Raw genomic sequence first — 22,729 nt, forward strand, 5'->3', positions numbered from 1 at the left:
TCATTCATTATCTTTATTTCCCTGAGCCAACCATCCTGCCGCCTGTGTTTTTAGAAAATCCCTGACGTCATCATTGTTGATTTCATCCAGCACATCACCAAGGAATGCCTCAATCAGCATTTGTCGGGCTTGCTCTTGTTCTATACCTCTCGATTGAAGGTAAAAGAGGGCCATATCATCCAGTTCACCGGATGTCGCGCCATGACTGCATTTAACGTCATCGGCATAGATCTCAAGCTCGGGTTTGCAGGCAACCTGTGCATTGTCCGACAGGACCAGTGCTTTGCTTAACTGGTCGCCGGAAACTTTCTGAGCGTCCTCAAATATGTGGATTTTTCCTTGAAAAACACCGTGAGCGTTTTCATCAAGAACACCTTTATAGATTTGCTGACTTTTGTTTTCCGGCACGCGATGCTCGGTTACGGTCGTCGTATCACAATGCTGGTTTCCGCGCATAAGATATGCACCATTTAAAGTACAGTCAGATCCGCGACCCAATAATGTACTTAAAAACTCATTGCGCGATAGCTTGCCACCAGTTGAAAAACTGAAATTGCTGTATGCTGCGTTAGTGTGGATGTCGACATCTGTCACAGCCAAATGATATGCATCAACACTCTCGTTCTGGTATTTGAAATGATCCAGTTTTGCCCCATCGGAAAGAGAGATATTCGTCACCGGGTTGGAAAAATAAACTCCTGCACCTTCATGAATTTCTACAAGTGTCAGGGAGCTGTTTTTTCCCATTATCAATCTGTTTCGGATATGACGCCCCTCATCAGAGGAAGAATTTTGAAAGCGCACGGCTAAAGGTGAGGATAAAACAAAATCATCCGCAACAGTAATGCAATAGCCATCGCGCATAAAGGCGGTGTTTAGCGCCACTAATGACCGGTTTTCATCTTCTGGCAAGCTGAAGACCGCGCCTTTTCCCAGTTCTTCACCAAGTGTGGAAATTACTATTCCATCCGGAAGTTTGTCCAGCTTGCTTTTAGACGGACTAAAAGTTCCATCTTCGAACACGATTTCATGGTCACAGGCAAATAATTTGCTTGCGAAGTTATTTGGCTCGTTGGCAGGGACAGGACCAAACCCTTTGGTCAAGGGGGCAAGGTTTGTAAAGCGCCAATCCTCAATTCTCTTGTTTGGGAAGTCAGAGCTTTTAAATTTATCAATACTTGATCTTCGCAGTGTCGATACATTGCGGTCAGTGCCACCGGGAAGATCTCCGACTGCAACTTCAAACCGATCAACATAACTCTGCGCAAGTTTGGATAGTGTCTTCATTGGTTCGTCCTTAAGGTTAGGGATAATTGATAGCGCTTTTAGGCCGCGCTAATATCCGCATATCCTTTTTCCTCAAGTTCAAGTGCGAGGGTCTTATCACCGGATTTTACAATTTTGCCATCAGACAGAACGTGAACGAAATCAGGCACGATATAGTCGAGCAATCGTTGATAGTGTGTAATCACCAGTGCTGAACGTTCAGGACTTCTAAGGCGGTTTACGCCATCTGCCGCAATTTTAAGAGCGTCAATATCAAGTCCTGAATCTGTTTCATCAAGAACCATGAGGCTTGGCTCAAGCAAAGACATCTGCAGAACTTCGTTTCTCTTTTTCTCACCACCAGAGAAACCAACATTTACGGGGCGTTTGAGCATATCGTCCTTAATGTCGAGCTCTTTTGATTTTTCCCGAACAAGCTTGAGGAACTGCATCGCGTCGAGTTCCTCTTCACCGCGAAATTTTCGCTGTGCGTTAACCGCTGTTTTCAAAAACGTGGCAGTGGCTACACCGGGAATTTCGACGGGGTACTGAAACGCCAGAAATATTCCGCTGCAAGCGCGCTCATCTGGGTCCAGTTCCAACAAATCCTTACCTTGGTATAAAACCGAACCGGATGTCACTTCATAGCCATCACGCCCTGAAAGGACATAGGACAGGGTGCTTTTTCCCGCACCATTTGGCCCCATCACCGCGTGAACCTCTCCGGGATTAATAGTAAGGTTTATGCCTTTAAGAATTTCCTTGCCGCCAACTGTGGCGTGCAGGTCTTTGATTTCCAACATTTGATCTAGCTCTTGATCTTTAAAAATAAACTTTGTGTGTTGAACGCAATGTCGTTTGATTAGCCGACACTACCTTCCAAACTAATTCCGACAAGTTTCTGCGCTTCGACAGCAAACTCCATCGGCAGTTTCTGCAACACTTCTTTACAAAAACCGTTCACTATTAACGCCATGCTTTCTTCTTCGGAAAGTCCTCTTTGCTGGCAATAAAATAGCTGTTCTTCACTTACCTTTGAGGTCGTTGCCTCATGCTCGATTTTGGCAGTGCGATTTTGATTTTCGATATACGGAACCGTGTGCGCGCCGCATTTATCGCCAATCAACAGGCTGTCACAGACAGTGTGGTTTCGGGCATTTTCTGCTTTTCGGCCCATCCGCACAAGGCCGCGATATGTGCTTTGCGCCCGTCCTGCAGAGATACCTTTGGAAATGATTGTGCTGGACGTATTTTTGCCCAGATGGATCATTTTCGTGCCGGTATCGGCCTGTTGAAAGTTGTTGGTAATCGCAATGGAGTAGAACTCACCAATAGAGTTGTCCCCCTGCAGGATGCAGGATGGGTATTTCCAGGTTACTGCTGAGCCGGTTTCAACCTGTGTCCACGAAACCTTGGAATTTACTCCCCGGCAAGCAGCTCGTTTGGTAACAAAGTTGTATATACCACCTTTGCCGTTTTCATCGCCCGGATACCAGTTCTGCACCGTAGAATATTTGATTTCAGCATTGTCAAGGGCCACCAGTTCCACAACGGCGGCGTGAAGTTGATTTTCATCGCGCATGGGAGCCGTGCAGCCTTCAAGATAGCTGACGTAACTGTCATCATCTGCAATGATCAGGGTTCTTTCAAATTGGCCGGTCTGGGCTGCATTAATCCTGAAATAGGTGCTCAGTTCCATAGGGCAGCGAACACCCTTCGGGATGTAGACAAACGAGCCGTCAGTAAAGACCGCACAGTTAAGAGCTGAGTAAAAATTGTCCGTATAGGGGACAACTGAACCTAAATATTTTTTGACCAGCTCAGGGTGTTTCTGGATGGCTTCGGAAATCGGGCAGAAGATAACACCTTCTTTTTCAAGCCGTTCGCGAAAGGTTGTGGCGACAGAGACACTATCAAAGACAGCATCAACAGCAACATTTGCAGCGCCTTCAACGCCAGCTAGAACTTCCTGCTCTTTCAGCGGAATACCCAGTTTGTTATAGACCTCCAGAATTTCCGGATCTACTTCGTCCAGACTTTTTAGTTTGTCTTTCTGTTTAGGGGCTGAATAGTAATAAATGTCCTGAAAATCAATTTCGGGATAATTAACCTTTGCCCAATCCGGCTCTTCCATTTCCAGCCAGTACCGATAGGCTTTCAGGCGCCACTCGAGCATCCATTCAGGTTCATCCTTTTTGGCGGAAATAAAACGAATGATATCTTCGTTAAGGCCTTTAGGGGCCGTTTCCGCTTCAATTTCACTGACAAAGCCGTATTTGTACTTTTCGGATACAGATGCGACCTGTTCAACGGTTTCTTTGCTAACAACCATCTCTCACTCCGTAATATTGAGGCTGGTGGTCAAATTCTCTGTACCGCGTGCCGATTTGGGCAACGGGGCAGGGGTCACACTTGTCATATCTGCAAGAGTAACTTCTTCCATCGCAGCATTAATTGCAGTGTTTATTTTCTCCCACCCGCCTCGCATGGGACAGCATTCTTCAACTGAGCAGTCATCGTGGCTTGTATCCACGCAGGATGTAACAGCCACAGGCCCTTCCAATACGCGGACTATTTCTGCAATCGAAATTTTGGAGGGTTCTCTGTCCAGGCGATAACCACCATGAGCACCGCGAATTGAAACGAGCAAATCGTTTTTCGCAAGAAGGCGTAAAATTTTGGCGGCTGTTGGCACTTTCAGTCCTGTATATAATGACAGGTCAGGTGCCGTCATAACACGTCCTTCTATCCGTGCCATTTCGGACATGATAACAACACCATAGTCTGTCATTTTGCTCAGTTTGATCATTTGATTGTTTATATCGTACTAATTTAGTCTGATTTCAAGGCGGTATAGCAGACAAAAATGGTCTTGTATACAGGAAGCTTGTAAAATATCTCTGTATACTTGTTTTGCCTCATTAAGCGCTTGAACGTAGAATGCATCTGGATATCATGCAGGCGATTTATTACAACGTAATCAGATTTCTCTTATTCGAGCATATATGGATTTTATTTTCCTGAACCTAACCGATGGAGAAAGCCGCAAGTTTTGGATGTAGGAATTTATGAGAGCATACATACCCGATTTTCAAAATTTTCTATTGTGGCTTGAGGGGCAAAATTTTAAATACGTTATATTGAGAGAACCAGAAATTTACTCTCACGGTTTTCCAAAGCCGGGAAGCAAGCAGGACGTGGATCTGCTGGTTGATGACGACGCTCAGCGTGCGATTGAAGATAGATATGGCAAGGGCTTGAAGTGGCGCGGTGTCAAATGTGACATCTATTCTCTATCAGGCAAGGGGAAAGGGAGCTATCATGGGCACCCTTATTTTCCGGTTGATCTAGGAAAAGGATACTTAACAACCGGCGCAAATTTAAAGATTTGTTTTTTGTGCCATCTGCTCAAGACCATTATGACTCGCTCCTTTATCATATTGTGTATCAGAAAGCAGAGGGCTCCAAAATCGGATTTGACGATGCATCTTCTTTAAAGAGCAGTAAGTATTTTCGGTCGCTGCAGGCATTATCAACAGAGCTTGGCACCTCGTTCCCTCAATGTTTGCTGGACATGCATCGATATCTTGTAAGTTTGGGTCTTTCTATTCCAAATGAATGGTTGCAACTTGACGTAATTGAAGCGTTCAGAAACCATCGAAAAAGTTTTTTCCAAGCCTGGTTGATGGCTCAGCAAAAAGGTGAGTTTAACTCTTTTGTAATACGCAAGACAGCTAAAACACATGGCAAGGTGGATGAAATTGTTTCTGTGATTAAACAGAATTATGAGGTTATGTTGACAAAGGACTTGGGGCTTTGGGATCAAAAAGTCAGCGCTCGCAAGATGCGGGGTAATAAATGGCGAAACGGAGGACCACCGATAAAGGTTGTTCTCGTGTTTGATCCGGATCCACAATCAACAAGCGAGGAGGACAGAAAAGTTCATCCTTTTGTTCTTAATAATCGCCAGTTTTTTAAAAGAGCGTATCGGGAGCAGTTTTTAAAAACAACAAAGGCGCATCGTAAGGCGAATCCGATACATTCGACAGATAATGAAGCTGAAGCGATTGGTCATTTACCATTATTTTTCTCTGATGAAGAAACTAAGCGGATTTTAGAGCAGATCAGTGACAGGCGTCATAGAATGGGACAGAAATAGAGTATGAGGTCATTTAAACGTAACATTCGTCTGCAATATTCTGAATTTCGTCATCGGGTACGTATTGCCGAGATTAAATCAGAAATTTCATATCTGTATAACGATAAGATAAAGCTGGTGAGGTCTGGATCGAGGGGGGCGGATAGCATCTATGTTGCGATAGGGGACGGCGGACAAAGACTTGGTGTTCTTCGTCTCGTAAATCCGTTTCGCAAACGTAAAAGGGCGGCTTCTGGAATGCCTTATATCGTTCTTGATGGCCCTGAGAGAGTGAAAAGGGAGCTGGAGGCGTACAGCCTTGGGGGGCCTAATAAGATTACACCAAAAGTTATTTGGCACGCGGAAGATGCATTACTTTGTGAGTATTATGATGGATACACTTCGTTAGAATTATATAAAAAGTCTAAAATTAATGCCGTGCAATTGCTAGAAATCGGCTGGAATGCTTTGAAATCAGCTCATAATTTAGGAATACTCCACATGGATGCTTCCATTGAAAACATCCTCATATCGCGGAACTTGGAGGAGTTCAGGTTGGTTGATTTTGAGTTTGGGGCTGCCGATTTCATGACCTTTGAAGATCAGTGTGTTTATGACTATCTGAGATATTTGGAAAGCTTTCTAAAATTTCTTGAACCTCAATCATATGCAGCTCTTACGGATTTTATTCAAAGTTGTGATCTTCTAAAGCAGTTTACAGTCACGCCAGATAAATTAAATCAACTTATGCATTCATTAATTAGATTGAAAAGAAATCAAAAGTTGCTAAGTGTGGTCGAATCCAGTTTTGGGGAAGGCTCATGAAACGTACTTTGTTTGTCACATCAAATCGTCTGGGTGATGCTGTATTGACTACTGGCGTTTTGGCCAAATTGCTGATAGACGAACCGGAGGTCCCGGTTACTGTTGTCTGCGGACATTTGGCGAAGGAAATTTTTGAATGCTTTGAAGGTGTTGAAAAAGTTGTTCCCATAAAAAAACGAAAATATAATCTGCATTGGCTGGATGCATTTCGTCGAATTGATGGAATTTTCTGGCATCGAATAGTTGATTTTCGTGGAAGCGGGCTCGGCTTATTGCCAACAAAACACAGACACTATTGGAAAGGTGGAAATGATCAGCAGCACAAGTTGCTAACGAATGCACAGTTGGTCGGTGTTAATGAAGTTATCCCTCCGGTAATTCCGGTTACTGGCACAAAGATAAAAAAACCTTTCAGAATAGCCGAAGAAAATCAAGTCATTGCGATCGCCCCAACTGCAAATTTCAAGGGTAAGCAATGGCACTATGAAAACTTCATTGGGCTTGCAAGACGTTTAACCGATAAAGGCGGAATACTTCAAGGTGCCAAAATACTTGTATTGGGAGCACCTGGCGAAGAAGAACAGGCAATGCCAGTAGTTGAAGCCCTACCCAAAGATCAAGTCCTTGATTTTGTCGGAAAAACAACACCATTGGAGGCTGCTCAGCTATTATCTCAAGCAGATCTTTTTGTCGGCAATGATTCCGGATTAATGCATACTGCTGTTGCAGTGAAAATACCATCAGTTGGTTTATTTGGAGTTGGCAAACCTACAGTATATGGCCCGTGGGGAGAGAGGTCGCTTTGTCTGGTTGGTGAGCCCGCAGGTGAAAGAATTACACGAACGGAGATACTCAACGACAAGGGTGAAGTTGAAATTCGCGAAACGTTGCCGCTTGATTATGTCCATAAAAAAGTGGAGGATTTTTATAAATCGTTATCGACTTAAAATATTGAATGTTCTGAATAATAATAACCCAGAAAGGGAAATCAAATGACTGCGCTAGAAGGGCATTATGACTGGGACGCCATCCTTCAGGGATTAAACAAATATCTGAGAATTCGGGCGACCCCGATTGGTATGAAGTTATTTGAAACTGTTGAGGAGATGGAAGCTATTCCTCGCATTCGTCGCCCATCTTCAATTCATACAGCTGATCAGATTGTGGGGCAGGCTTGCAGGCTCGGCTGGACGGTAGGGGCAACCGCCGAGGATTTTGTCGGTCCGCAATGTGGTGCGGTACTTGGATTGCATCCACAAGATGAAGAATGGCAAAAAGGGGAGAGATATGTCGGTGTTTGGTGGGAAAGCGAAGAAGATACCCGCAAGCATCAGCAAGAAATGACGGTTGTTCCTCATGGCAAGTACAAGGCTATGGCGGTATCACCGTTGGAGACAGGCCGGCTGGATCCACCGGATATCTGTCTGATATATGCCACTCCTGCTCAAATGATCCTGTTCATCAATGGGCTCCAATATGTCGGCTATAAAAAGCTTGATTTTTCAGTCGTGGGTGAGAGTTCATGTGCGGATAGTTGGGGAAGGGCCCTGTCAACCGGTGAGCCTAGCTTGTCGCTCCCCTGCTTTGCGGAAAGGCGCTATGGTGGCGTAATGGAAGATGAATTGTTAATGGCCATTCCACCCGCATATTTACCCAAGACAATTGACGGTCTGGCTCAGCTTTCAAAGAACGGGCTGCGATATCCAATCCCTCCCTACAGTGTTCAGGGTGATGCCAGAGCGGGTCTGGGATATAGCTACGGAAATAAGTAGAGCGGTAATGTCAGAGTATCTGTTTGTATATGGGACATTGCGTGCTGACTGCGAAAGCCCGATGTCTCATATATTAAATCGCTATTGTGCGTTAATGGGAACTGCATCTATGCAGGGCGAATTGTATGATTTGGGCTCTTATCCCGGCATGATTACGACAACAGATAAAGCCCGCCGTGTTGTTGGGCAGTGTTTTGAGCTATTGGACCCGCCACAAGCTTTGTCCGAATTTGATGATTATGAGGAATGCTCACCCAGTTTCCCTGAGCCAAGATTGTATGAAAGACAGTTAAAGACCTGTCAGATGGAGAATGGTCCTACCTTGCAGGCTTGGGTTTACATATACAATCGGAGTTTGGCTGGAAAACGGTTCATTGAAAGCGGAGATTATCTCCAATATCTGAAGGAAAACGGTGTCAGGGTCGATAATCTGCCGCTGTAAATAAGCCGTGGTATTAATTGATCGGCTATTTCTTCATGCCGATGTGAACTTCACCGCGCGCTTTAGCCAGTTCAATTTGTTTTTGGCGTTCCGCAAATCGCTTCTTTTTCTCTTCGGTCAAGCTATCGTAACAACGTGGACAAGAAATACCCTTCATATATTTGTCGGATTTTTTATCTTCTTCCGTAATCGGGTAACGACAGGCGTAACATTGATCATATGAGCCTTTTTCGAGGGCATGATTTACAGTGACCCGCTGGTCAAATACAAAACATTCACCCTCCCAAGCACTCTCTTCCTCAGAAACTTCTTCAAGATACTTCAGAATACCACCTTCAAGGTGATAAACCTCTTCGAACCCTTCTCTCAGCAGGTAAGATGTGGATTTTTCGCACCTAATACCGCCTGTGCAAAACATGGCAACTTTTTTATGTTTTTTTGGGTCGAGGTTTTTCTGTACGTAATCCTTAAACTCTCTGAACGTGGAAGTTTCCGGATTTACCGCCCCTTTAAAAGTGCCGACCTCAACCTCGTAATCGTTACGCGTGTCGATCAGCATAATGTCAGGATCGTCTATCAGTTTGTTCCAGTCTTTAGGTTTTACATAGGCACCGACCATCTTTTTCGGGTCGGTTCCAGGAGCACCTAGCGTGACAATTTCCTTTTTCAAGCGAACCTTCATGCGATAAAAGGGCTGCTCCTCATTTACGGATTCTTTGTGACTGAGATCAGCAAACCGTTCATCCGATTTGAGATAAGCGAGCAGCGCATCAATTGCTTCTCTACTTCCCGCAACCGTTCCGTTAATTCCTTCTTCTGCCAACAGAAGTGTCCCCTGAATGTTATTATCCAAACAAAGCTTGAGAATTTTGGGTTGCAGATCTTTGTAGTCAGGCAGGTTCACAAATTTATAGAGTGCGGCAACGATAAACATGATTTAGCTCACAACTGAGATCACGAAATACTATCAGTGATCCTCAACGGGTGTAATTAAGGGCTTCTTATATAAACCCAGTCAGCAGGATGCAAGTGCCCGTTTGCAATTGCTCCAGATCTTTTAAGATGTTAGAAGCTCGGCACCAATCAACAGTAATCTAGAGTGAAAAATGGCAGCACCCATACTGGCACTTCAGGATGCCCGAGTCACATTTGGTGGCGGGGATTTATTTAATCAAATCTCACTAGGGATTGAACCGGGCATGCGGATTGCACTGGTAGGCCGAAATGGATCTGGTAAATCAACACTCCTTAAGGCGATTGCGGGTGATATTGAACTCGACGGCGGGGAACGTTTCGTGCAAGCAGGTATTCGTGTTGGATACTTGCGGCAACACCCCGAAATTGTCAGTGGGCGAAGCGTATTTGAACAGGTTTCGCTTGGGATATCTCCGGAATTGAAAGTGGATGGTTCAGATTTGGGATATCTGGTCGATCAGGTTCTGGATGGTGTCGGAATAGACGGAGACAGGTTGCTTGAAACTTTGTCAGGTGGAGAGGCGCGCCGTGTTTCGCTCGCAGAAGCGCTCGTATCTGATCCGGATGTACTATTGCTGGATGAGCCGACCAACCATCTGGATATTAAAACAATTTTGTGGTTGGAGGATGAACTTAAAGCTTTCCGCGGCGCTCTTATGATTATCAGCCATGATCGGCAGTTTTTAAAAAATCTGACCAATCGCCTTTTTTGGCTCGATCGTGGTGTTTTGAGAACACATGGAAAAGGCTTTTCCGCATTTGAAGAATGGTCAGAGGAAATTCTGAGAGCCGAAGAGGTCGAAACCCGAAAACTCGACAAACGCATTGCAGAAGAAACAGACTGGTCGAGAAAAGGCATCACGGCAAGACGCGCACGTAATGAAGGACGGTTGCGTGCGTTGTATAGAATGCGTGAGGAGAGGGCCCAACGGACAAGCAGAATTGGAAATGCCAAACTGACCGTCTCCGCCGGTGAAAAAAGTGGAAAAACAGTTATTGAAGCAACTGAAATCAGCAAATCCTTTAAAGTAACCGATGGGACGGAAGTTCAGGTTATCAGGAATTTCAGTACCCGAGTGATGAGGGGGGATCGTGTCGGTATCATCGGGCAAAACGGTGCTGGAAAAACCACATTGCTCAAGATACTAATTGGTCAATTGGAGCCTGATACTGGCAGCGTAAAACTTGGAACCAACCTCACTCCCGCTATTTTCGATCAACAACGAGAAAGTCTGGATCCTGATGAAAGCCTCTGGGATACGCTCGCTGACCCCGGTAGCGGCCAGCTTTTGGTACGCGGTGAGGTTCGACATGTTGTCGCTTACCTCAGAGATTTTCTGTTTGAAGAAAAGCAGGCGAAAAGCCCTGTAAAGTCTCTGTCTGGCGGAGAGAAAAACCGCTTGTTATTGGCAAAACTGCTGGCGAGGGAAAGTAATTTACTGGTACTGGACGAACCAACAAATGATCTTGATATGGAAACGCTCGATCTTTTGCAGGACATGCTGGCAAATTATGAAGGAACCTTGCTCGTCATCAGTCATGATCGTTATTTTTTGGATCAGCTGGTAACATCCGTAATTGCCGTTGAGGAGAACGGCAATGTGAGTGAATATGTTGGTGGTTACACTGATTACCTTCGGCAACGAGAGGTGACAGAAGAGACAAGCCGCATCAGTCAGAAAAAAGTACCCGCGCCAGAGAATAAACCAAAACAGCCAAGGAAAAAGCTAAGTTACAAGGATCAGCGCGATCTGGACAGATTGCCTGACGTTCTTGAAGATTTGGAGAACAAAATTTCAAAGTTGGAAGCTGAGATGGCTGATCCTGATCTGTTTAAAAATAATCCCGATAAGTTTCAGAAGGTGATGGAAACTTTGTCAGCTCGTAAAGAGGAATATGAAGCCGCGGAAGAGCGGCTCCTGGAGCTTGAGATTTTACAGGAAGAATTAACGGCAAATTCTTAAAGCTGTGTTGTTATTGGCAATTCTATATCTGTTACCCGCGGAGGTGTGGGAAGCAGCCCGCAGGTTCTGAGAACTGTCGTAATGATCGCGTTCGTCGCATTTTCATAATCTGACTGCTGAAGGCCATTTTCATTTCCAAGAATGCAGGACCATTGGACTTCAAAGTCCGCCCAGGTTTGCGTCATCGCCCAGATGTGAAATATAAGTTTACGGCTATCAACTGGCGCAATCTTACCTTGTTCAATCCATTTGTCGATGATGGACGCCTTGTGATCAACCCACTCTTTCAAATCGCCGGATAAATAGGGTTTGATGCGCGGGGCACCTCGTATTAACTCATTTGCAAAGACCCGCGATGCTTCGGGTCTGTTTTGAGATAACTCCATTTTTGCCCGAATATAATCGGCCAATGTGCTTGCAGGGTCGTCATCTTCAGATATTTCACGAAAAGATGACAACCAGAGTTCGACAATGTCGTCAATCACAGTGCGATACAGTTTGGCTTTCGTACCAAAATAATAATGAATGTTCGCTTTGGGCAGGCCAGCTTCATCCGCAATATCTGCGGTTGTTGCCCCGCGAAATCCGTTGGCAGCGAAGACTTTTTCAGCGGCCTGCAGAATTTTTTTCATATTCTCTTTGCGAATACGACCTTCACCGTCATTTGAATTTGCAGACGTTTTACTTTTTGTCATTTTAAAAAATCTCGTGTTTGACGACTTTGCCCAATTTGAGACTATGCATACTGTTTTTTCAAGAAATATTCTATCTGCGTTGATATGGGGTCAGTTTGCGAATCCAAAAGGTTGATTCTTTCTTCCTTGTTTTAGGGGATGTTATTTCGAATTTATGTGCCTGCTTTTTGGGCCGATTTCTTGTGCAATTGCTTTTAAACTAGACAGTACAGCTCAACTGGATCGTTTGAAAATTGCAGAAAACTGCGAAATCTAAAAAAGAAATAATTAATCTTGACCATTTGGTCAGATTTTGATTAAGGTTTTTCTCAGGGAACAAAGCTGGCGTTGCTGGCTATTTATAAAACTGGGCTAGGAATAGAAAAAATGGGTGGTATCGCAGATGTCGCGGCGGGTCGTTTGTCCGCTGACGAGCTGTCGAAGAATTTCGACGACATGTATCCTGCATTAGGGGAGTCTAAAGCACTAATTGAGGCAAGTCGCTGCTATTTTTGTTATGATGCGCCTTGCATGGAAGCCTGTCCCACAGGCATTGATATTCCAAATTTCATCCGCAAAATCCAAACTGGAAATTATAGAGGCTCGGCTCTTGATATCCTGAGCGAGAATATAATGGGTGGCGCATGTGCGCGTGTCTGTCCTACAGAAATTCTGTGTGAAGAAGTCTGTGTGCGGCAAACCCAGGAAGGGAAGCCTGTAACAATTGGTAAATTACAGCGCTTCGCAACCGACTGGTTGATGGCCAGTAAAGAGCAGCCTTTTGAACGCGCGGAGCTTTCAGGCAAAACTGTAGCTGTTGTTGGGGCAGGGCCCGCGGGGCTTTCCGCCGCCCATCGGCTTTCGATGCTGGGCCATGACGTGGAAATATTTGAAGCTCTGCCTAAATCTGGTGGCTTAAACGAATACGGAATTGCAGCCTATAAATTACCTCACGGGATTGCTCAGGAAGAGGTTGATTTCATACTTGGTATCGGTGGCATTACAGTCCATCATAACAAGGCCCTGGGGCGGGACATTTCTCTCTCAGAGCTCCATGAAAAGTTTGACGCAGTCTTTATTGGTACCGGTCTTGGGGCGGTTCGCGCGCTTGGATTTGAAAATGAAAATATCAAAGGTGTTTTTAACGCAGTCGATTACATAGCCAAGCTACGTCAGTCAGAGGATAAAACGGATCTGGAGATCGGCCGTAAAGTTGTTGTGATCGGTGGTGGGAATACGGCTATCGATATGGCAGTTCAAGCCAAACGACTCGGGGCAGAAGACGTAACACTCGTGTATCGCAGAGCGCCGGAGGATATGAGCGCCACACATCACGAGCAGGATTACGCAAAACTGAATGGGGTTACGATAAAGCATTTTGCCAAACCGGTGGAGCTTCTTGAGCAGGACGGACAGGTTACTGGCGTCAGATTTGAATACACGGCAAAAGGGGCCAATGGCGCGCTTGAAGGCACAGGGGAGACTTTCGACTTGATGGCCAATATGGTCTTCAAGGCAATCGGTCAGGTTTTTATTCCCGACCCTGCAACCAATAGCACAGTTAGTCTTGAAATTCAGGATGGCCGTATTGTTGTAGATGAAAACGGGGCAACCTCCGTACCCGGTATCTACGCTGGCGGTGACTGTGTTTATGGGGGTGAAGACCTGACTGTTGCCGCTGTGCAGGATGGTAAAGTTGCAGCACACGCAATTGATAAAGTTTTAAGATAGAGAATTGGGCGAAGGACTGAGCAAATGGCAGATTTGAGCTATGATTTTGTAGGAATTAAAACGCCTAATCCTTTTTGGCTGGCGAGTGCGCCACCAACTGATAAGGAAATTAACGTCGTTCGGGCGTTTGAGGCCGGTTGGGGCGGCGTTGTGTGGAAAACCCTTGGTGAAGATCCCCCTGTGGTCAATGTGTCTTCAAGGTATGGGGCGACCCATTATAATGGGCAGCGCATTGCGGGCCTTAATAACATTGAGCTGATTACAGATCGTCCGCTTGATGTTAATCTTGAAGAAATTACCAGGGTGAAGAAAGACTGGCCGGATCGGGCGATGGTTGTCTCTCTTATGGTCCCTTGCGAGGAAGACCCGTGGAAATATATTCTGGGGCGCGTTGCTGAAACGGGTGCTGATGGTGTTGAGCTGAACTTTGGCTGTCCGCATGGCATGTCAGAGCGGGGAATGGGGTCAGCCGTTGGTCAGGTTCCTGAATATGTTCAGATGGTCACCGAATGGTGCAAAAAGCATAGCGATATGTCAGTTATCGTTAAGCTGACACCAAATATTACGGATATTCGCAGCTCGGCAAGGGCGGCTGTTCGCGGTGGTGCAGATGCTGTATCCTTAATCAATACGATCAACTCGATCGTGAATATTGATCTTGATATCATGGCACCTACACCGACCGTTGATGGTAAAGGGGCCCATGGTGGTTATTGCGGGCCGGCAGTCAAACCAATCGCTTTGAATATGGTTGCTGAAATTGCCAGAGATCCGGAATGTCAAAATATTCCCATGTCAGGAATAGGGGGGATTTCGAATTGGCGGGACGCAGCAGAATTCATTTCGCTAGGGTGCGGTACTGTGCAGGTCTGCACCGCGGCGATGCATCATGGCTTCAAGATCGTTGATGATATGAAAACCGGCCTGAGCAACTGGATGGACAGCAAGGGTTATAAATCAATCGATGATTTTAGAGGATTGGCGGCGTCAAATGTGACAGACTGGAATCAGCTTAACATGAATTATGATGTTAAGGCGCTGATTGATCAGGATAAATGTATTAAATGCGGCTTGTGTCATATAGCATGTGAAGACACGTCGCATCAGGCGATTACCGCAGAGCGCGTTGATGGTGCAAGGCGCTATGAAGTTGTGGATGAGGAGTGCGTAGGGTGTAATCTCTGCCTGCATGTATGTCCGGTTGATGACTGTATTACGATGGTCGAGGTTGATAATGGTAAGCCATATATGAACTGGAATCAGGATCCTCGAAACCCACATAGCAAAGCTGCAGAATAAGACGGTGCAATTATGAAAAACATGACAGTAAAAGGCGACCGATTATGGGATAGCCTGATGGAGATGGCAAAAATCGGGGGCACTGAAAAAGGTGGGTGTTGCCGACTGGCATTAACAGATTTGGACAAAGAAGGTCGCGACCTGTTCTCTCGCTGGTGCGAAGAAGCTGGCTGTACAATCAAAGTTGACAAGATGGGGAATATCTTTGCTCGCAGAGCAGGCAAAAACGACGACTTGCCGCCTGTAATGATGGGATCGCATCTGGATACGCAGCCAACTGGTGGTAAATATGATGGGGTTTACGGCGTACTCGCCGGGTTGGAGGTCATCAGAACACTAAATGACTTTGACGTTCAAACCGAGCACCCGATTGAAGTTTCTGTCTGGACGAATGAAGAAGGGTCAAGATTTGCACCTGCCATGGTTTCTTCTGGGGTCTTTGCAGGGGTGTTTGATCTGGAATATGGCTTAAGCCGTGCAGATCTCGATGGCAAGACAATGGGTGAAGAATTGACCCGCATTGGTTACGCCGGTACAGAGGAAGTTGGCGGACGGGAAATAAAAGCCTTTTTCGAAGCTCATATTGAACAAGGCCCGATATTGGAACATGAAGAAAAAACCATTGGCGTCGTGCAAGGGGCACAGGGGCAGAGATGGTACGAAATTACCATTACAGGGCAGGAAGCTCATGCTGGACCGACACCGATGGCTCGCCGAAAAGACGCACTTGTCGCGGCATCCAAAATTGTGCAGGAAGTCAATCGAATTGGTATGGATAACCAACCGTTTGCCTGCGCAACTGTCGGCCTCCTGAATGTGACACCCAACTCGAGAAATACCATCCCCGGAGAAGTATTCTTTACTGTCGATTTCAGGCATCCGAAAGACGATATCCTGTCCAAAATGGATCAGGAGCTGCGCAGTTTTGCAGATAAGGTTGCCGCTGACGGTGGCTATGAAATGAAATTTGAAGAAATTTGGTATTCACCACCTGTTGAGTTTGATCCAGATTGCATTAACGCAGTTCGTCAAGGCGCTGAAATCGCTGGTTTTTCTCATATGGATATTATCTCAGGCGCGGGGCATGATGCGTGCTACATCAACAGGGTCGCACCGACGGGAATGATTTTTGTTCCTTGTGAAAATGGCATTAGTCATAATGAGGAAGAAGAGGCCACACCGGAAGATCTGGCAGCAGGATGCAATGTATTGTTGCATGCAGTTGTTGAAAGGGCCACAGTAGCGTAATACAGTTTTAGAATTGAACGGGACAGAGATCTTTTAACAGGGGAGACCTGTCCCGCAGTTGAGTAAACAGGGGACTTGCATTGGGATGCAACAAACACAGACTGCCCATAGCGGCGTTATTCCAATGAGCGGAACTGGGAAGCCGGTCATTGAGATTGAAAAACTGAATTTGATTTTTGAAACACCAGATGCGCCTGTACATGCGCTTTGTGATGTGGATCTTACAATCAATGAAGGGGATTTTGTGTCCTTTATCGGACCATCAGGGTGCGGTAAGACGACTTTAATGCGCGTTATTGCGGATCTGGAAACGCCGACTGACGGACATATTTCCGTAAACGGTATGACGCCCCAACAGGCACGCGAGAACAGAGCCTACGGTTATGTATTTCAGGCGCCAGCTCTTTACCCCTGGCGTACTGTTCAGAAAAATATCCAGCTTCCTCTTGAAATTATGGGAATTTCGAAACAGGAACAGCTTGAAAGAGCAAAGAAAAACCTCGCTCTGGTTAATCTTGAAGGATTTGAAAAGAAATTCCCCTGGCAACTCTCCGGTGGCATGCAGCAGCGTGTTTCCATCGCACGGGCATTATCTGTTGAACCTGATTTGTTGCTAATGGATGAACCTTTCGGTGCTCTGGATGAGATTACCCGCGATCACCTGAATGAACAGTTATTGAGTTTGTGGGATAAAACCGGAAAAACCGTCATTTTTGTAACGCATTCTATTCCTGAATCCGTATTTCTCTCCTCAAAAATTGTGGTGATGTCTCCGCGACCGGGTAAAATAATTGATGTAATCGATTGTAATCTGCCCCGTGATCGCAAATTGGACATTCGGGAGACACCTGAGTTTCTGGAAATTGCCCATCGGGTCAGGGAAGGTCTCAGGGCAGGGCATTCCTACGATGACTGATGTAGCTCTAACACCCACCACCGGTTTGTGGTCGAAATTATATCACGGAAAAACACTTCCGATTTTGACTGTGGTGATAGCCATCTTGTTTGCTTGGTACGCAGGTGCCGTTTATCTCAATTCTGATACGCTAATATCAACTTACGAACGCACCAATGTTGAATGGGACGGTAAAAAGCTGATCACAGACAGTTGGTCCATGGACCGGCCCATATTACCAGCTCCTCATCAGATTGTTGAAGAACTTAATAAAACAGTATTTCAGAAAAATATTACCTCCAAACGCAGCCTCATCTATCATTCATGGGTCACAACCTCAGCCACTTTGCTGGGGTTTTTGTTTGGAGGATTGCTAGGAGTTTTGCTGGCGGTTGGAATTGTTCATGTTCAAACACTCGATCGCAGCCTGATGCCCTGGGTTATCGCATCGCAAACCATACCCATTCTGGCGATTGCTCCCATGATTGTCGTTGTGCTTGGGAATGTTGGTCTCACAGGAACGATACCTAAAGCAATAATTTCCATGTATCTGTGTTTCTTCCCGATAACAATTGGCATGGTCAAAGGGCTTCGCTCACCGGATGTTCTTCAAATGGACCTGATGCGCACTTATAGCGCGTCGACTTCTCAGATTTTCTGGAAGCTGCGCGTCCCCGCATCAATACCCTTTTTATTCGCAAGCTTAAAAGTGGCAGTAGCCATCAGTTTGGTCGGGGCCATTGTCGGAGAGTTGCCAACAGGCGCCGTTGCGGGGCTTGGTGCAAGACTATTGAGCGGTTCCTATTATGGGCAGACTATTCAAATATGGTCAGCCTTGGTGATGGCTTCACTGTTGGGAATGTTGCTGGTGTATATTGTGACTGTGATCGAAAAAGTGGTCCTTAAAAATATGGGAGCGCGATCATGACAGTTTTATCAATCGTTACCCGGCCGATTTCAATCTTCTGTCTTTTGTCAGTTTTTTCACTGTTGTTGCCGGTTGCCGTTCAGGATGGCCAAGCGTTGAATTGGTTTGAACATTCTTTTGCTTTCATCTGTCTATTGCTTTCTTTGCTGCTCGCGATCATTGGACAATCAAAACGGACGGGCGAAGTCATTTCTACTCTCTGTATCGTGTGTGCCGCTTTGTTCGCCGGATATTCCGTTTTGGATGTCATCGCAAGCGCGGGGAATAACGGTGTTAATGCATATGGACTTTGGCTTTTCGTGATCGGTTTGGGGTTTCTGGCATGGTCCGCCATGTCAATGTTGTCCGATCTGTCTCATAAATCAAAAAGCATCAAACTGCTGGTTCCGGCTCTTTTTGGCGTTTGGGTTCTGTACCTTTGGCAGGTCATTACTACAGGGTTCGACATTCCAAGTGTCTTATTGCCAAGTCCGGAATTGATTGGTTTGGCAATCATTGGAAATACGGATATTCTGGCCGCTGATTTTTATCAGACATTCGTGAAGTCTGTACTCAGCGGCTATATCCTTGGCTGTGGCAGTGGGTTTATTGTCGCTATTCTTGTTGACAGAATTCCTTTTTTACAAAGAGGTCTGTTGCCACTGGGATCATTGGTGAGCGCGATACCGATCGTCGGCATTGCTCCAATTATGGTGATGTGGTTTGGCTTTGACTGGCAATCCAAGGCTGCCGTTATTGTCATCATGACATTTTTCCCGATGTTGGTGAATACATTGGCGGGGCTGGAGGCGACCAGTCATCTTGAAAAGGATTTAATGAGATCCTATGCGGCAAGCTATTTTCAAACTTTGCTTTTTGTAAGGCTTCCCAATGCAATGCCGTTCCTTTTCAACGCCCTGAAAATCAATTCTACACTGGCCCTGATCGGAGCGATTGTAGCTGAGTTTTTCGGAACACCAATTGTCGGAATGGGTTTCAGGATTTCAACGGAAGTCGGGCGAATGAACGTGGATATAGTTTGGGCAACGATTGCCGTTGCCGCGCTTGCAGGGTCGCTGTCATATGGAATACTGGCTGTTCTGGAGAGGAGTGTGACCTTCTGGCACCCTTCATATCGGCGCAGCGATAGATAACAGGGTTAAACAGGTTGGGTATGAGTAAGGGAAGAGACATAGATTAAACGCGTTTCGAACAGGAGAGGAGTTCAAGCATGAGGAAAATTGGGATTATTGCATCTGCAGCGCTAATGAGCCTTGCAGCCGTATCTGCCCAGGCAGCTGACAAGCTGACCTTGCAGTTGAAGTGGGTAACCCAGGCACAGTTTGCGGGTTATTATGTTGCTAAGGACAAAGGGTATTATGATGAAGTTGATCTTGACGTCACGATCAAACCCGGCGGTCCGGATGTTGCGCCAGCTCAGGTTTTGGCAGGCGGTGGTGCAGACGTAATCATTGACTGGATGCCTTCTGCATTGGCTACGCGGGAAAAAGGGGTTCCGCTTGTCAATATCTCGCAGGTTTTCTCTAAATCCGGGATGATGCTGACCTGCCGGAAAGACATGGGAATTGCCACACCAACAGATTTCAAGGGAAAAACACTTGGCGTCTGGTTCTACGGTAACGAATATCCGTTTTTGTCCTGGATGGACAAGCTTGGCCTGAAAGTTGACGGATCTTCTGCTGATATTAAGGTATTGAAGCAAGGGTTCAATGTTGATCCGATTTTGCAAAAGCAGGCCGCTTGTGTATCTACAATGACATATAACGAATACTGGCAGGTAATTGACGCTGGTCTGACACCTGATGAGCTGTCTGTATTCAAATATGAAGAACAGGGCGTGGCCACACTTGAAGATGGTCTTTATGTTCTAGAAGACAGCCTGAAAGATGAAGCAATGAAGGACAAGCTTGCGCGTTTCGTAAAAGCGTCTTTGAAAGGCTGGAAATATGCAGTCGAAAATCCGGATGAAGCTGCAGATATCGTTCTTGAAAATGATGCTACCGGTGCTCAGACGGAAAAGCACCAACGTCGCATGATGGGTGAAATTGCCAAACTGATCGACACTGACAAACTTGGCAAGTTGAGTGAAGCTGCATATGAGCGCACCGTTAATACTTTGCTCAAAGGGAATTCAAGCCCGGTCATTAGTAAAAAACCTGAGGGAGCCTTTACTCAGGAAATCTGGGAAAAGGCTATGGCCAACTGATGTGATGCATCATTGGTGACTTTGGGGGGCTTTAACGCCCCCCTTTTTTATTCAATCCATAAGAACTTTATGATAGAATAAAAGATAATCTTCATGAATTAAGGTTGTTTAGGTGGTGCATTATTTACATATGCAAAAAATGCTAATTTCTGCATTTCTTGTGTTCGTTACTTTTCTTACGCTTACGATAAATGTAAAATCAGAAGAGTCTCTGAAATTCGCCAAAATCGCGAATAGCCCCATACAACATCAGTTAATCGAAGTTTTTAAACAGATATATTCTGAATTGGGATTTACTGTAGAACTCGTGAACATACCGGGTCTCCGGTCCCTGAAAATGAGCAATGAAGGTGCCCTGGACGGAGAAATTATCAGAATTTGGAGTGTAGGGGAGGATTATCCAAATCTTCAGCGCGTACCAACGCCCGTTATTACCTTTACAAGTTATGCCTATAGCCTTGATAAAAAACCCATAAATAACCTGAACGAGCTAAGCCCAACCCACAGGATTGGTATTCAGCGTGGTATTGTTCTGTCTGAGCAGGTCATAGCAGGGCGAAAAGGGATCGTTCGGGCAGATTCATTGAAAGATCTGGCCTATAAATTGTCGAAGAATTCAATTGATCTGGTGTTGAGTTCGGGGCGGGTATTTGAAACCGAATATAAAAGGTTGGGTTTGCCGGGTAGGTTAATCAAAAGCGAGCCATTGCTAAAAGTGACCGTCTATCATTACCTGCATAAAAGGCATGCACATTTAGTTGCCAGAGTTGATGAGATTTTAAAGCGGCTCGAAACAGAAGGGGGTATTGAGCTCAAAATGAATAACATCATTGCCCATTAAACTATGAGCGAAAGAGAGCTCCTGTTTAACAGGAGCTCTGCAGTTTTTAGTTTCTTGTGACGCTGCGTGGTTTTTTGAGCTCACCCTGTTTGGCGAGCGCGTCAAAATATGGATTAAAGGTTGGTCGTTTAATATAGCGTCCAGCACCTTTGACAACATTAAGCTGCCCTTCTTTAAAGACAATCTTCCCTTGGCTGACGGTATGTGTAGGGCTGCCTTTAACCTCCATACCTTCAAAAATATTGAAGTCAACATTTTGGTGGTGGGTTTTCACGGATATCGTCCGGGTGAGTTCAGGATCCCAAACAACTATGTCGGCATCTGCCCCTACACTGATTGACCCTTTTCGGGGGTGAATGTTGAATATTTGAGCTGCATTGGTAGAAGTGACCTTCACAAACTCATTCAGCGTGAGTTTACCAGTGTTTACACCGTGATGCCAAAGGACGGCCATCCGATCTTCAACACCAGAAGTCCCATTTGGGATCAGGGTGAAATCATCTTTACCAGCCGCTTTTTGCGGTGCGCAGAAACAACAGTGATCCGTCGCTGTGGTTTGAAGATTACCAGCTTGCAATCCTCTCCAAAGCTCCCGTTGATGATCTTTGGGGCGGAAAGGTGGGCTCATCACGTGAGCTGCGGCAAATTCGAAATCCTTATTGTAGTATACGCTGTCATCGATCAGCAAATGCCCGGCCAGTACTTCGCCGAATACACGCTGTCCTTCCAGACGGGCACGGGTGATCGCTTCCAGTGACTCCTTGCAGGATACATGGACAATATAGATAGGGGTATTCAAAACCTGCGCTGTACGGATCGCCCGGTTGGCAGCTTCACCTTCCACTTCCGGAGGACGAGACTGTGGATGTCCTTCAGGGCCAGTAATCCCTTTTTTCAGCATCTCCTGCTGGAGATAATAGACCATCTCACCATTTTCAGCATGAACCGTTGCCATTGCGCCCAATTCCTGACAGCGATTGAAGCTGGCCAGCATCATTTCGTCAGAAACCATAATGGCGTTTTTATAGGCCATGAAATGTTTGAATGAATTAATGCCCTCTTCACGCGCAAGAGTTCCCATATCTTCATAAACGCTGTCACTCCACCAGGTGACTGCAACGTGGAAACTATAATCTGCAACTGACTTTTCTGCCCATCCTCGCCATTTTTGATAGGCTTCCATTAAGGGTTCTTCAGGATCGGGAATAACAAAATCGATAATTTGAGTTGTTCCGCCAGCAAGAGCTGCCGCTGTTCCAGTGTAAAAGTCTTCAGATGCAACTGTTCCCATAAAGGGAAGTTGCATGTGAGTATGAGGATCAATTCCGCCGGGCATAACATACTGTCCACCAGCGTCGATTACTTCGGCAGAGGAGGGAACTTCCAAATCCTCGCCAATTGCTTTTATCACCCCATCTTCACAATAAACATCTGCGCGAAAAGTTGTTTCCGAAGTTACAACTGTTCCACCACGTATGAAGGTTGACATTCCCATCTCCCGTTTTGAAACTCAGACCCGTTAGTT

General features: G+C 45.7%; 22 protein-coding genes. 15 read left to right on the forward strand and 7 right to left on the reverse strand.

Features of this window, described 5'->3' with window-relative positions; all coding sequences use genetic code 11:
• From sufD to JCM23214_RS10135, 4 genes are all read right to left on the reverse strand, one after another.
• On the reverse strand, nt 1-1,287 hold the full coding sequence (gene sufD, locus JCM23214_RS10120; protein WP_025898851.1) for a Fe-S cluster assembly protein SufD: 1,287 nt from the start codon (nt 1,285-1,287) through the stop codon (nt 1-3).
• 38 nt (nt 1,288-1,325) lie between these two features.
• Nucleotides 1,326-2,066 carry a Fe-S cluster assembly ATPase SufC gene (gene sufC / locus JCM23214_RS10125; RefSeq protein ID WP_439646389.1) on the reverse strand — a complete coding sequence of 247 codons (741 nt, stop codon included), beginning with the start codon at nt 2,064-2,066 and terminating at the stop codon, nt 1,326-1,328.
• Nucleotides 2,067-2,128: 62 nt separating this feature from the next.
• Nucleotides 2,129-3,598 (reverse strand): Fe-S cluster assembly protein SufB, encoded by a 1,470-nt coding sequence (gene sufB / locus JCM23214_RS10130; protein ID WP_025898853.1) that lies wholly within the window; start codon nt 3,596-3,598, stop codon nt 2,129-2,131.
• A 3-nt stretch (nt 3,599-3,601) separates the two neighbouring features.
• Nucleotides 3,602-4,075, reverse strand: coding sequence for an SUF system Fe-S cluster assembly regulator (locus JCM23214_RS10135; protein WP_025898854.1), 474 nt, complete (start codon nt 4,073-4,075; stop codon nt 3,602-3,604).
• A 259-nt stretch (nt 4,076-4,334) separates the two neighbouring features.
• Here JCM23214_RS10135 and JCM23214_RS10140 point away from each other — a divergent pair, with 259 nt between their 5' ends.
• The 6 genes from JCM23214_RS10140 to JCM23214_RS10165 all read left to right on the forward strand — a co-directional run bounded on the left by JCM23214_RS10140 (nt 4,335) and on the right by JCM23214_RS10165 (nt 8,443).
• Nucleotides 4,335-4,763, forward strand: a complete 429-nt coding sequence (locus tag JCM23214_RS10140) for a hypothetical protein (protein ID WP_025898855.1) — start codon at nt 4,335-4,337, stop codon at nt 4,761-4,763.
• Between the two features lie 188 nt (nt 4,764-4,951).
• A complete protein-coding gene (locus JCM23214_RS10145; RefSeq protein WP_148301839.1) occupies nt 4,952-5,425 on the forward strand; it encodes a hypothetical protein in 474 nt (157 codons plus the stop codon).
• Between the two features lie 3 nt (nt 5,426-5,428).
• Nucleotides 5,429-6,229 carry a protein kinase family protein gene (locus tag JCM23214_RS10150; protein WP_025898857.1) on the forward strand — a complete coding sequence of 267 codons (801 nt, stop codon included), beginning with the start codon at nt 5,429-5,431 and terminating at the stop codon, nt 6,227-6,229.
• Nucleotides 6,226-7,176 carry a glycosyltransferase family 9 protein gene (locus JCM23214_RS10155; RefSeq protein ID WP_025898858.1) on the forward strand — a complete coding sequence of 317 codons (951 nt, stop codon included), beginning with the start codon at nt 6,226-6,228 and terminating at the stop codon, nt 7,174-7,176. The genes JCM23214_RS10150 and JCM23214_RS10155 overlap by 4 nt, the downstream gene beginning before the upstream one ends.
• A 45-nt stretch (nt 7,177-7,221) precedes the next feature.
• Nucleotides 7,222-8,001 carry a DUF169 domain-containing protein gene (locus JCM23214_RS10160; protein ID WP_025898859.1) on the forward strand — a complete coding sequence of 260 codons (780 nt, stop codon included), beginning with the start codon at nt 7,222-7,224 and terminating at the stop codon, nt 7,999-8,001.
• A gap of 7 nt (nt 8,002-8,008) precedes the next feature.
• Complete coding sequence (locus JCM23214_RS10165; RefSeq protein WP_025898860.1) at nt 8,009-8,443, forward strand: gamma-glutamylcyclotransferase family protein; 435 nt, start codon at nt 8,009-8,011, stop codon at nt 8,441-8,443.
• Nucleotides 8,444-8,468: 25 nt separating this feature from the next.
• Here the strand turns inward: JCM23214_RS10165 and trhO are convergent, their stop codons facing one another.
• Nucleotides 8,469-9,377 carry an oxygen-dependent tRNA uridine(34) hydroxylase TrhO gene (gene trhO, locus JCM23214_RS10170; RefSeq protein WP_025898861.1) on the reverse strand — a complete coding sequence of 303 codons (909 nt, stop codon included), beginning with the start codon at nt 9,375-9,377 and terminating at the stop codon, nt 8,469-8,471.
• A gap of 172 nt (nt 9,378-9,549) precedes the next feature.
• On the opposite strand from trhO, the gene JCM23214_RS10175 reads away from it, so the two are divergent.
• Nucleotides 9,550-11,382, forward strand: coding sequence for an ABC-F family ATP-binding cassette domain-containing protein (locus tag JCM23214_RS10175; RefSeq protein ID WP_025898862.1), 1,833 nt, complete (start codon nt 9,550-9,552; stop codon nt 11,380-11,382).
• Here JCM23214_RS10175 and JCM23214_RS10180 read toward each other — a convergent pair.
• The gene (locus tag JCM23214_RS10180) at nt 11,379-12,077 is read right to left on the reverse strand and encodes a TetR/AcrR family transcriptional regulator (RefSeq protein WP_025898863.1); all 699 of its coding nucleotides are present in this window, start codon (nt 12,075-12,077) and stop codon (nt 11,379-11,381) included. The genes JCM23214_RS10175 and JCM23214_RS10180 overlap by 4 nt on opposite strands.
• A 366-nt stretch (nt 12,078-12,443) precedes the next feature.
• Here JCM23214_RS10180 and JCM23214_RS10190 point away from each other — a divergent pair, with 366 nt between their 5' ends.
• From JCM23214_RS10190 to JCM23214_RS22440, 8 genes are all read left to right on the forward strand, one after another.
• Nucleotides 12,444-13,787 carry an NAD(P)-dependent oxidoreductase gene (locus tag JCM23214_RS10190; protein WP_037493443.1) on the forward strand — a complete coding sequence of 448 codons (1,344 nt, stop codon included), beginning with the start codon at nt 12,444-12,446 and terminating at the stop codon, nt 13,785-13,787.
• Nucleotides 13,788-13,811: 24 nt separating this feature from the next.
• Nucleotides 13,812-15,086 carry an NAD-dependent dihydropyrimidine dehydrogenase subunit PreA gene (preA, locus tag JCM23214_RS10195; RefSeq protein ID WP_025898865.1) on the forward strand — a complete coding sequence of 425 codons (1,275 nt, stop codon included), beginning with the start codon at nt 13,812-13,814 and terminating at the stop codon, nt 15,084-15,086.
• A gap of 12 nt (nt 15,087-15,098) precedes the next feature.
• Nucleotides 15,099-16,334 (forward strand): Zn-dependent hydrolase, encoded by a 1,236-nt coding sequence (locus JCM23214_RS10200; protein WP_025898866.1) that lies wholly within the window; start codon nt 15,099-15,101, stop codon nt 16,332-16,334.
• A 124-nt stretch (nt 16,335-16,458) separates the two neighbouring features.
• Nucleotides 16,459-17,250, forward strand: coding sequence for an ABC transporter ATP-binding protein (locus JCM23214_RS10205; RefSeq protein WP_025898867.1), 792 nt, complete (start codon nt 16,459-16,461; stop codon nt 17,248-17,250).
• On the forward strand, nt 17,243-18,157 hold the full coding sequence (locus JCM23214_RS10210; RefSeq protein ID WP_025898868.1) for an ABC transporter permease: 915 nt from the start codon (nt 17,243-17,245) through the stop codon (nt 18,155-18,157). The genes JCM23214_RS10205 and JCM23214_RS10210 overlap by 8 nt, the downstream gene beginning before the upstream one ends.
• The gene (locus tag JCM23214_RS10215; protein WP_025898869.1) at nt 18,154-19,290 is read left to right on the forward strand and encodes an ABC transporter permease; all 1,137 of its coding nucleotides are present in this window, start codon (nt 18,154-18,156) and stop codon (nt 19,288-19,290) included. Before JCM23214_RS10210 ends, JCM23214_RS10215 begins: the two co-directional genes overlap by 4 nt.
• A gap of 77 nt (nt 19,291-19,367) precedes the next feature.
• A complete protein-coding gene (locus tag JCM23214_RS10220; RefSeq protein ID WP_025898870.1) occupies nt 19,368-20,363 on the forward strand; it encodes an ABC transporter substrate-binding protein in 996 nt (331 codons plus the stop codon).
• A 130-nt stretch (nt 20,364-20,493) separates the two neighbouring features.
• A complete protein-coding gene (locus JCM23214_RS22440) occupies nt 20,494-21,204 on the forward strand; it encodes a transporter substrate-binding domain-containing protein (protein ID WP_025898871.1) in 711 nt (236 codons plus the stop codon).
• A 46-nt stretch (nt 21,205-21,250) separates the two neighbouring features.
• Here the strand turns inward: JCM23214_RS22440 and hydA are convergent, their stop codons facing one another.
• A complete protein-coding gene (gene hydA, locus JCM23214_RS10230) occupies nt 21,251-22,693 on the reverse strand; it encodes a dihydropyrimidinase (protein ID WP_025898872.1) in 1,443 nt (480 codons plus the stop codon).
• Nucleotides 22,694-22,729 lie beyond the last annotated feature (36 nt).

The organism is Sneathiella glossodoripedis JCM 23214 (assembly GCF_000616095.1).
Lineage (GTDB): Bacteria > Pseudomonadota > Alphaproteobacteria > Sneathiellales > Sneathiellaceae > Sneathiella > Sneathiella glossodoripedis.